The 11,847-nt window shown below is 38.6% G+C and carries 7 protein-coding genes; 3 read left to right on the top strand and 4 right to left on the bottom strand.

What is annotated here, in order from left to right; all coding sequences use genetic code 11:
* Positions 1–99: 99 nt before the first annotated feature.
* Positions 100–1,278 carry a multidrug effflux MFS transporter gene (locus H4J76_RS03575; RefSeq protein WP_182214903.1) on the bottom strand — a complete coding sequence of 393 codons (1,179 nt, stop codon included), beginning with the start codon at positions 1,276–1,278 and terminating at the stop codon, positions 100–102.
* 242 nt (positions 1,279–1,520) lie between these two features.
* Complete coding sequence (locus H4J76_RS19815; protein WP_310733978.1) at positions 1,521–1,856, bottom strand: LysR substrate-binding domain-containing protein; 336 nt, start codon at positions 1,854–1,856, stop codon at positions 1,521–1,523.
* Positions 1,857–2,059: 203 nt separating this feature from the next.
* Here H4J76_RS19815 and katG point away from each other — a divergent pair, with 203 nt between their 5' ends.
* Positions 2,060–4,282: a catalase/peroxidase HPI gene (gene katG, locus H4J76_RS03565; protein ID WP_182214905.1), complete on the top strand. Its 2,223-nt coding sequence runs from the start codon at positions 2,060–2,062 to the stop codon at positions 4,280–4,282.
* A gap of 254 nt (positions 4,283–4,536) precedes the next feature.
* On the opposite strand, the gene H4J76_RS03560 is transcribed toward katG, so the two are convergent.
* Positions 4,537–6,453 carry a S9 family peptidase gene (locus H4J76_RS03560; RefSeq protein ID WP_182214907.1) on the bottom strand — a complete coding sequence of 639 codons (1,917 nt, stop codon included), beginning with the start codon at positions 6,451–6,453 and terminating at the stop codon, positions 4,537–4,539.
* A gap of 341 nt (positions 6,454–6,794) precedes the next feature.
* Between H4J76_RS03560 and H4J76_RS03555 the strand changes: the two genes are divergently transcribed.
* Together H4J76_RS03555 and H4J76_RS03550 are read left to right on the top strand one after the other, a co-directional pair.
* Complete coding sequence (locus H4J76_RS03555) at positions 6,795–7,721, top strand: ABC transporter ATP-binding protein (protein ID WP_182214908.1); 927 nt, start codon at positions 6,795–6,797, stop codon at positions 7,719–7,721.
* Positions 7,718–8,479 (top strand): ABC transporter permease, encoded by a 762-nt coding sequence (locus H4J76_RS03550; protein ID WP_070374125.1) that lies wholly within the window; start codon positions 7,718–7,720, stop codon positions 8,477–8,479. The genes H4J76_RS03555 and H4J76_RS03550 overlap by 4 nt, the downstream gene beginning before the upstream one ends.
* A 902-nt stretch (positions 8,480–9,381) precedes the next feature.
* On the opposite strand, the gene H4J76_RS03545 is transcribed toward H4J76_RS03550, so the two are convergent.
* Positions 9,382–11,541: a putative Ig domain-containing protein gene (locus tag H4J76_RS03545; RefSeq protein WP_182214910.1), complete on the bottom strand. Its 2,160-nt coding sequence runs from the start codon at positions 11,539–11,541 to the stop codon at positions 9,382–9,384.
* Positions 11,542–11,847: the final 306 nt, after the last annotated feature.

The raw sequence follows: 11,847 nt of genomic DNA, 5'->3' as shown, positions 1-11,847 counted from the left end.
CGATTACACTTTCTTGTGCCAGAGTCTCAAGTCAGGTATATCTTCATTATCTAAATTTAGTGGTAATCGTGGTAATAAATCAAAAATCACCACCAATTGCTAACCATCTAACATGATACGGGCTTTTACTTTAGGCAACTTCCAGATGAAATACACTGGAATTATTGACAACATTAATAACACCAATTGCTCAGCTTCATTGAGTGGCAATAGTTGTAATAAATATACAATAACTGCTGAACCACTCATTTGTACAAATCCTAACAGCGCTGAAGCTGAACCTGCCTTTTCACCAAAAGGTGCTAGAGCTTGTCCTGCACAAGCTCCCATCAGTAATGAAAAACCAAGTGAACTGATCATTATTGGTAACATAAAAGCGACAGGTGTTTGCCAAGTTAATAAAGCTAACATTAACAATCCGGCTACAATCAGTAAAACCATACCAAAACCTATGGTCACCCGGGCACCAAATTTAACTAAAACCTGAGGAGCCAAAAAACAAGCGACAATATTAATGACAGCATTGAGACTAAACCAATAAACAAAACTTTGCTGATCTAACCCCAATCTCACCATTAACCAAGCAGGTGAACTCGTTACATAGGCAATAATAATTGCCATTGATAACATTACTACTAAAGCATTAAAAAGAAAGACAGGGTGTTTCGCCACCGTAATAAAATGCCCCAAGCTGATAAGATTTTTAGAGGGTATGGTATATGTGGGCCTGGTTTCTTTGAGGGTAAAAAACAAAATCAAACCGGCAAAAACAGCATATCCTGTCATAAATTGAAAGTTACTTCGCCAGCCAAAATACTCGGTTAAAACATTACCCAGTAATGGTGCAAGCGCAGGAATACAGCATATAGCACTGTTTAAATAAGAGTACATCACGCCACTTTCTATTGCGTTGTATTTATCACGGACACTGGCAAAGGCGGCTACAACAATGGCGCAAGCACCAAAGCCTTGTACTAAACGACTAAGGAGAAAAAACGTTAAGTTATCTGCATAAGCACAAAGAAGAGAAGCCAAGCCATAAATAATTATACCAGCTATCGCAACGGGGCGACGACCATATCTATCAGCGAGTGGGCCACTTATCAGTTGACCAAAGCCCATACTTAGAATGAATATCGTTATGCTCCATTGAATTTCCTTCATGGGAACAAGAAGTTCTTCAGCCATAATGGGTAAAGCGGGTAAAAATATATCTATGGCTAAGGGGCTAAAAATAACCATTAAAATCAGCAGTGGTAAAAGTTGTCTATTTGTCATTTCAGTCTCAATAATGATGACTGCCTAGTATAAGATATTGGCGTTATTAGCAGAAGCGAATTATCGTTAATTTAATGAAACTAAACAGCATTTCGCTTTAGCTATACTTGTTAGTTAATTGTTTGGTGAAAATATCTTTAAGTAGAGTTAATTCATTAGTTCGGACATAGTTTAGTCTAATGATTAAGACAATGGTGTGGTCCGGGTTCATTTACATGAACCGCCCGAAGCTCTGACTCGTTCTAGGTCAATGGCTCTAAGGCTATCTGTGGCAAAAGCGTTTTACCAAATTTTCCTGCCACCATTTGTATCAAAGTATGAGGACTCGCCGAGTCAACATCAGTGTCTTGCTTTTTGTGTGAAGGCTGCAAGCGGCAAGCTGCTATGGCATGATCTTTTAAGTAATGACCTTCTTTTAACAACATCAGTTTATCAATTTCTAACGCTTCACTGATAATTCCCTGAACTTTTTTTGGACACTCATCTTTATGACAGACCCAATAAAAGCCTTCTTGCCAAAAATTGAAACTGATCAATCCCTCAATAGAGTAGGGTAATGCAAGAATATCGGCATCAATTTCACTGGCAGGTACCTTTTCAACAAGTCTATGTGATAGGTCTTCAATAATTTTTAATTGAAAATATTAAACCAGTCATTATGTAAAATAGAACGTTATCTTCAATTTAATCAACTATTCAATTCTCCTTATTGTTCTTATGCTAAGGATGACATTTTATAAACCCATTATTATAAACCCATTATTATAAAAAAGGACTGGACATGTTTAATAAAACCCTTCCGATTGCTGCGGCAATCTCTGTTGCGTTATCTGCAATGGTAATACCTACAACTGCATTCGCGGCCAATGAAGCAAAAACCAATCAGTTTTGGTGGCCAGATATGTTAAATCTTAGCCCCTTACGCCAGCATAGCGCTGAATCTAATCCATACGGCGAACAATTCAATTATGCTGAAGAATTTGCCAGTCTTGATTTAACCCAACTTAAAAAAGATATTCAAACCACACTGACTGACTCAAAATCTTGGTGGCCTGCAGATTGGGGGCATTACGGCCCATTAATGATCCGCATGGCTTGGCACAGTGCTGGTGTGTATAGAGTACATGACGGGCGCGGCGGTTCGTCGGGTGGGCAACAACGTTTTGAACCCCTTAATAGTTGGCCTGATAATGCTAACTTAGATAAAGCGCGTCGATTATTATGGCCGGTTAAACAAAAATATGGTCGTAAAATTTCTTGGGCTGATTTGATGGTGCTTTCGGGCAATGTAGCGCTAGAATCGATGGGTTTTAAAACCTTTGGTTTTGCTGGTGGCAGAACGGATGATTGGGAACCTGATTTAGTTTATTGGGGATCTGAAACGACCATGCTTACTGATAAACGTCGCGATAAAAAGGGTAAATTGAAAGGTCCTCTTGCTGCAGTAGAAATGGGCTTGATTTATGTTAATCCAGAAGGGCCCCATGGTAAACCTGATCCTCTCTTAGCTGCTCAAGACATCAGAATGTCATTTGGTCGTATGGCGATGAATGATGAAGAAATTGTTGCTTTAAGCGCTGGTGGTCATACTTTTGGTAAGGCACATGGAGCGAAAAAACCCAGTGATTGTGTTGGTGCAGAGCCCGCAGCCGCTGATATTGAAGCACAGGGTTTAGGCTGGAAAAATAAATGTGACAGCGGTGTTGGCGCAGATACGATAACCAGTGGCTTAGAAGGTGCTTGGACAACGACACCAACACAATGGTCAACGAATTACTTAGACAACCTAATGAACTTCAATTGGGTTCTAACGAAAAGCCCTGCTGGAGCTAAACAGTGGACACCTGAAAACAAAGCTGCGGTTAACTTAGTACCGGATGCCCATATCCCTAATAAACGTAATGCACCCATTATGTTTACTACAGATCTTGCTCTAAAAGAAGACCCTGAGTTTCGTAAAATTGTTGAACGTTTTAGAGCAGAGCCTGAAGCATTTGAAAAAGCTTTTGCTCGAGCTTGGTTTAAATTAACACATCGTGATATGGGACCTCGTGCAAGATACGTGGGCAGTGAAGTGCCGAGTGAAGTGCTAACATGGCAAGACCCTATTCCTGCGGTCAACTATCAACTGATTACCAAGCAAGATATTGTTGAGCTGAAAAAGCAAATTACACAGTCAGATTTAACCACTGCTGAGTTAGTGAGAACGGCTTGGGCTTCAGCGTCGAGTCATCGTGTCACCGATATGCGCGGCGGTGCTAATGGTGCTCGCATTAAACTAGAGCCACAAAATAGTTGGACGGTTAATAATCCAGCCGAACTTAATAAAGTATTAACAACACTTGAAGTTATTCAAGCTAAATACAATAAGCAATCAGCTAAAAGGCAAGTATCACTAGCAGACTTAATCGTATTAGGTGGCGCAGCAGCTATTGAAAGTGCAGCCAAAAAAGCAGACACAACAGTAGCTGTCCCCTTTATGCCTGGCCGTGCTGATGCAACACAAGCACAAACTGATGTTAAATCATTTAATTATTTAGCACCAAAAGCGGATGGCTTTCGTAATTTTTATACGGATGAAAGTTACCTATCGCCAACAGAGATGTTAGTGGATAAAGCCAATTCTCTTGGTTTAAATGTCCCTGAAATGACGGTGTTGGTTGGCGGTATGCGAGCACTTGATGCAAACTATGATGGTTCATCTTTTGGGGTGTTCACAAATACTCCTGGTGTCTTAACGAATGATTTCTTTGTAAATTTATTAGATATGTCTACCGTGTGGACTAAAGATGAATCTACAGCTGGAATTTATATCGGTGCTGACCGCGCTTCAGGCAAGGTAAAGTGGCAAGCGACACCGGTTGATCTTATCTTTGGCTCGAGCTCTGAATTAAGAGCCATTGCCGAAGTGTATGCCTCAGATGATGCTGACAAAAAGTTTATTAATGACTTTATTAAAGCCTGGGTTAAAGTGATGCAATTAGACCGCTTTGATTTAAAGTAAGCTTGTTTATTTTTAAACTATATCGCTAATACGGCTAAGGCTGTATTAGCTTTTTTTAGCAATAACATCTCATTCAAAACCTGGATTAAAGTGATGCAACTAGGCCGGTTTGATTTAAAGTAAACTTGTTTATTTTTAAACTATATCGCTAATACGGCTAAGGCTGTATTAGCTTTTTTTAGCAATAACATCTTATAAAAAAGGTAAAGTCTACAACAGACTTTACCTTTACATACGAGTTTTAGGTTAACAGACTATAAGTAGGTTTTTAAAAAGCTTAAGTACTTATTAGATGCTTCAATGCGATTAGCTTTTTTACTAAAGCCGTGACCTTCATCGTCAAAGACCAAATAGTCAACGAAAGTCCCACCGCTTCGAATAGACTCAACCATTTCATCACTTTCAATTTTTAATACTCTAGGGTCATTTTTACCTTGTACAACAAGTACCGGACTTTTGACTTTATCACCGAAGAATACTGGAGAAATACTGCGTAAACGTTCTCTATCTGTACTGGGATCTCCTAACTCATCATAAAGAGACTGTCTAAATGCCTCCCAGTAGGGTGGAATACTTTCTAGCGTTCTGACCCAATTAGTGACACCAAAGATATTGACACCGACAGTAAATTCATCGGTAAATGCCATTGCGGCCATGGTTAAATAGCCACCGTAACTTCCGCCAATAACCCCTATTCTATCTTTGTCGACCCAATCTAAAGTCTGTAAATAATATTTATTATAGACAACATCTTTTAAATCATGGTCACCGTGCTTCTTATCATCTAAATGAAAGAAGGTTTTACCATAGCCACTTGAACCACGGTTATTTATTCTAAAAATAGCGTAGCCGTTATTGACCAAATGCTGAATGGTAGCGGAATAACCCTTACGACTTTGACCTCCTGGGCCTCCATGTATCCATACTAAAGCGGGGACTTTTTGTGTAGCGGCTTGTTTGGGTTTATATAAAATCCCAGGAATTTCTAAACCATCAAAACTTTTAAAGCGGACAATTTCGCCAACAACTAAGTTCTCTTCAATAATATTAGGATTACCTGTGTTAGTTAAGCGCTTAATACGCTTTGATCCTAATTGATGAACATAGAGGTTAGAAGGCGACGTATCTGAATTGATATAAAAAATAACTAAACTGGCATCAGCTGAAAAGTTTACGCCACGTAAATCGCCACTGGGCAATTTAGGAAGTGTTAACGGTTGTTTTATTTTCAGGTCGATAATTTCTATTTTAGTTTGCGCATCGGCATTAACACCAGTGACTTTATAACGGCCATCTTTAGAGAAGTAAGTGAAACTAACGTCCCAATCTGCAGCGTAGTTTAGTGCTTGTGTTTTTGCTTTTATATCATAAGCCCAAGCCTGTTTATATTCGCCAAATTCGTCTGTTGAATATATCAGCCGCTTACTATCACGAGTAAAAGTGTAGGCACTGTGTTCAACATCACCTTGATGCTCAGTTATAAGTGCAGTTAACTCGTCTGCTTTATTTAAGTCGGCTAAATATAAGTTGGAGTCTGCATTGCTATTCGTTTTACTCAAAGCAATATACTGACCATTTGGGCTGATAGTTTCGACTGAATAGCCGGCAGCATTTTGATAAATAAGCTCCCTTGAATAATCATCATTTTGATAACGGTATACATCAAAAAACTTAGGGTCCCTTTCATTAGAGGCAACAAAAAACTGTTTATTATCTTCATGCCAACCAACAAAATAAGCTTTTAAGTCTTTACCTGGGGTAAGGTCTTTTATGCTGCCTGATAATTCTCTTACATATAAATGATCTAATTCGTCACCGCCCTTGTCTGCGGTATAAAGAATTCTGTCGTCTTTAGGGAACCAACTTACTGCAAAAACAGAGTCAACTGTTGACTGAGTTAACTGTATTGGGGCTGAGCCATCAAGTGGCATTTTGTAGGCATTAAAAATACCTGTTTTATCATTACTGATCAAAACCGCACTGGCATCAGCATTAATTGATGAGCCAGAGACTGAGGTTGTTTTAAAGAACTCTTCTGCGCTATAGGTCTCAAAGACAGGTTTTTTTTCTTCGATAACGGCTTGTTTAGCTACTTCTTCGACGGGTTTAGAACAGGCAAAGAGTAATAGTCCTGTGCAAATTATTGTAATCAATAGCGGAAACTTTATCATGGGTGAAATCCTTTTGTTGCGATGATCAAGAAACTAAGTCAGTTGCTTGTTTTTTGTTCTATACCAGTATAGTGCATAAAATAAAGATTACAGATACGTTAATCAATGATGACAAAGTAGTAAAAATATAAACGTTAACAAGCGACATTTATTCATATAAATTTCACTTTATTTAACCCGTTTTAGCGTAACACCTAACCAAGCGTTCGATATTAGCTATGCCAAACAAGACCTGAATACAGCTAATACAAAAACGGGGCAACTAATTTATTGATTTTCCTAGCCATCAATAGGGTATGTCGTATACCTTAGTAGTATTCAAATACTGATGAGAAATAACCTTGCAACCCATTATTAAAATCACAGATGTTAACAAAGTATATGCGGGTGGTTTTCAAGCACTTAATAATATTAACTTATCAATAAAACCTGCTGAAATCTTTGCCTTGCTAGGACCAAACGGCGCAGGTAAAACTACACTGATCAGTGCTATTTGCGGCATAGTTGATGCCACGTCTGGGCAAATCACCGTTGATGGCAAAGATATCGTCACCGGTTACCGACATACCCGAAGTCTTATTGGCTTAGTACCACAAGAGTTAACCACTGACGCCTTTGAAACAGTATGGACAACAGTTTCATTTAGTCGAGGTTTATTCGGCAAAAAACCGAATCCAGCTTTTATAGAAAAAACGCTAAAATCATTATCACTTTGGGATAAAAAAGATAACAAGATGATTGAGTTATCCGGTGGTATGAAACGACGAGTGATGATAGCTAAAGCGCTCTCTCATGAACCTGCTATTTTGTTTTTAGATGAACCAACCGCAGGTGTCGATGTAGAGCTGCGCAAAGATATGTGGCAACTGGTTAGAGAATTACGCAACGACGGTGTCACCATTATTTTAACGACACACTATATTGAAGAGGCTGAGGAAATAGCAGACCGTATTGGTGTGATCAAAAACGGCCAGCTCATTTTAGTTGAAGATAAAATAGCGTTAATGAATCAATTGGGTAAAAAGCAATTGATCCTCGATTTAAAAGAACCGTTAATTGAAATGCCTGCGCAATTGACTGATTTTAATTTACAGCTACAAAATGAAGGGATGCAATTAATTTATAGTTACGACACCACCAATGAACACACAGGAATATCTGCTTTACTTCAGCAATTGTCATTAGCGGGTATTGCTTTTAAAGATATCAAAACAGATCAAAGTTCGTTAGAAGATATATTTGTTTCATTAGTAAGGGAAAAAACATGAATCGTTATGCTGTTGCGGCTATTTACAAGTTTGAAATGGCCAGGACTAAACGTACTATTTTTCAAAGTATTATTTCTCCAGTGATTTCGACGTCACTTTATTTTGTTGTTTTTGGTTCTGCCATTGGCTCTCGAATTACTGAAATAGATGGCGTGAGCTACGGTGCTTTTATTGTTCCTGGGTTAATTATGCTCTCGTTATTAACACAAAGTATTTCCAACGCCTCATTTGGTATTTATTTTCCTAAATTTACCGGCACTATTTATGAACTACTTTCTGCTCCGGTATCTTCCTTTGAGGTGCTGCTCGGTTATGTCGGTGCGGCAGCGACAAAATCTATTTTGCTAGCATTGATTATTCTCGCAACAGCACATTTCTTTGTGCCTCTGGAAATAGCCCATCCATTTTGGATGTTGTTCTTTTTAGTGATGACCGCTATAACCTTTAGTTTGTTTGGTTTTATTATTGGCATCTGGGCAGATAATTTTGAGAAACTACAAGTGATCCCACTTATTGTTATTACGCCTTTGGTTTTCTTAGGGGGCACTTTTTATTCTGTCAGTATGCTGCCGCCGTTTTGGCAAACAGTAACGCAATTTAACCCAGTTTTTTATTTGATTAGTGGCTTTCGATGGAGTTTTTATGAAGTGGCTGACGTAAGTTTACTAACAAGCTTTTTTGTGATGAGTGGCTTTTTAGCTTTTTGCTTATTAGCGGTTACTTGGATATTTAAAAGTGGTTATCAGATAAAACAATAATAGAGATAGGCTGTTTAAACTGTTTAATTAAAAGTTACTAAAGGTTTTGTCCATTATGTACGACCTTTAGTGCTTTGTTTAGGCGATAAAATATAGGGTTACTTTGCCAATTAACAATACGGTTAAGCCAAATCCTATATTCAACACGAGTTCACTCTTGAGTAACATTTTTAGTGTTTTCATAAAATCTCTCCACTTATTCGAATAACTTTATTCTCTCCTCAACATTAATTATTATTAATAGATAGTGTCGAGAAGTTATTATTAAGTAGTACGAGATGTGTTGGATGATGGTTTACTTTCAATTAAAACTAAATAAATTAATGATGAGATAATGCGAACTGATTAAGTCAGTCTTTCATTAAATGCCTAACGCTGACTACTTGCTGATAAATGCTATAGTTTCACTTAATATTCATTGGGCGATAAAAACGAGTCAATAATATTTAAGCTGTTATCTGTTAATAAAGTAATGAATTTTATATCTTAGCTGACGGTAAAAATATTGGGTTTACTGTTTATTTTGGGAAGAGTCATCATCGCTGAAAGATTTTTACATCGCTAGATTCTATTTTTTTTGCGGAGATTAAAAGGAGTTATTTAAAAGTTACTAAAGGCTTTGTCCATTATGTACGACCTTTAGTGCTTTTCTTAGGCGATAAAATATAGGGTTATTTTGCCAATTAACAATACGGTTAAGCCAAATCCTATATTCAACACGAGTTCACTCTTGAGTAACATTTTTGATATTTTCATAAAACCTCTCCGCTTATTCAAATAAGTCTATTAAAACGAGATAAAAGGGCTTAGCAATGTAAACCAGAACCCTTTTTATTTTACTAACAATTAATGTAAAACTTAGCTAATTAAAACACAAGCTAAGTTTTATTTTTTTATCAACACTATTCATTATGACCGAAAGTAATATTATCAAAATAGCTTACGGTATCGGCAGCTCTGCCGTCAGTAAATTCAGGGAAAACTATTACCGAGTCAATATTAATGGTTTCAGCCATACCAATACGGCTAGAAAAGTCAAAAGTAAGCTCTTCCCATTCATTGATTTTAGTATTAGGTACCTTGATTTCTGCTTGTGCCGCAGCGCCTACAGAGAACTTTAATGCCACATCACTGATAACAGACTTATAAACCATTATTTTAACAATGCTATTGGTTGCGTCCATCGTAAATGGTGTGGTATTGGCCGCCGTTGTTTCAGTACCAGCCCATGGCTGACCTGCCATTCTAGCGGTAAACATAGCAACTGTTGTTGAGTCATTCACTGTTGATGAAGCCGGGTTAGCAACAAATTCGAGTGCAGGGTTATCATCATTTTCAAATACCGCCCAAACAAAATCACTGCCTAAACCTGTGGCTTCAAAGTCATATGGAGTTCCAACGGCAACAAAGTTACCTGCAGAGACTTCTTCAGCAGCAGGGGTGGTAAAATCATCAAAGTAGAAAGTCCAGTTAGCGGCATCGCTCGCGGCATCGCCCATCACGCCATTATCAAAAATTAGGGTAAGTCTGGTTTCACTTGTACTGGTCGCGCCAGTAAAATCAAAGTTCAACTCTTCCCATCCTGAACCAGTATGGTTTGCTGTTCTTTCTGCATCCATATCGTCAAATTTAACTAAAACGGGTACAGCACGCGAAGCCCAAACTTTCATGGTAATCATGCTATTAGCTGGAATTGCCGCTGGTGTAGCCAATGTCATTGTTGAACCACCCCAAGTTTGGCCCGCAGATTTTGTCATTTGACCCACTTGAGCGCTGGTATTAATACCCGTTGCATCTGGGTTGGCTAGCACAACGGCTGCACCTCCATCAAAATCATTAAAGGTGTAGCTTTGTGGATCAGCTTCAAAATCAGTGGTACTTGTAGAGCCACCAACTACGACTTCTTCTTCAGCGGTTGCAGGTGTTGTTATTTCGTCATAATAAAAGGTCCAATCTGCCGCGTTTCCTTCTGCGTCGCCCATAGTGCCTAAATCAAATATTACCGTAACGCTGTCTAAGGCGCCGGTTACATCATCTGCAAAATCGTAACTAAGATTTTCCCAGCCAGTGCCTGCATGATCCATTGATATTTCTTTATTAATGCCTTCAAGTTTAAATAACACAGGTACTGCACGCGCCGACCAAACTTTCATTGTGAAGGTGTTATCTTCCGCAGCCAAGGTTAATGCTGTAGGCAAGGTTAGTGTACTGCCTCCCCAAGGTTGTCCAGCCAATTTTTGCATTTCTACGACTTGGTTGCTGGTATTTATGCCCATTGCTTGTGGATTAGCCATCACAGTTGACATGCCGCCATCAAAATTATTGAAAGCATAGGTCTCTGCAGCACCTTCAAAAGCAATCATATTACGGGTGTTTTCAACTGCAGCGTCAGCAACGGTAATGGTAAATGTTTGCATTGTATCTACAGTGCCATCATTCACTGTTAAGGTGATTTCTGTAGCAGCAACATCACCCGATGCCGGTGTGCCTGACAATATGCCTGTACTGTCATCAAACGTTAACCAAGAAAGCGCGCCTGGGACAGTTGTTGACATTGTCAATGTATCGCTGTCAGCATCGGTTGCCATAAGTGTGTAGGAGTATGACTCACCAACAGTAGCACTTGTAACGCCAGTACTTGTAATAACAGCAGCATTGTTAGCTTGTGCTTGAACAGTGACTGAAACAGTAAAGGATTGAGTGATTTCATCAGTTCCATCACTTACGGTTAAAGTAATTGCCGTATCTCCGGCATCACTATCCGCTGGCGTACCCGTTAAGCTTCCGGTTGCACTATCAAACGTTAACCAAGCGGGTAAATTTGTGGCTGACATTGTTAAAGTGTCACCATCGGCATCGGCAGCGACTAGTGAGTAGCTATAAGTGGAACCTGATTCAATTGTTGTGACCGCTGTGCTGCTAATAGTTGGTGCGGAGTTAACTTCTATAACGTCAGCAACTTTATCATCGCTTGAACTTCCCCCACATGCAGATAAAGCTAAACCTAGGCTTAGGACGATTATGTTTTTGTTGAAGCTTTTTTTATTTTTTATATTAGTCATTTAGATCCCCTATAAACTGTTCAATTGTCATTTGATTATTTGCAGTATTGGCAATATAAAACCAAGCTTGTGTCGTTATACTTAGGTTTGTATATAGCAGCCGTGCTGCTTAGTTGAAGGTACTCACTTGGCTAATTAAATAGCCAAACTTGTTCTTCTTTTATTATTTTATGATGCATTTCTAGTTAAATTTAACTGAGATTAATCGTAGAAAAGCCAAAAATAAACTACAGTAAAAAGTGATACAAACAATCAGGAAACGGTGAGTCGTCCCTAATTTCATGGTCAAGTGGGTTTTTATTAAAT

Origin of the sequence: Colwellia sp. BRX9-1 (assembly GCF_014077195.1) — a bacterium.
Classification (GTDB): Bacteria; Pseudomonadota; Gammaproteobacteria; order Enterobacterales; family Alteromonadaceae; genus Colwellia_A.
The sequence above is the reverse complement of the archived record's forward strand: the minus strand, read 5'-3'. Positions and strand labels throughout refer to the sequence as shown.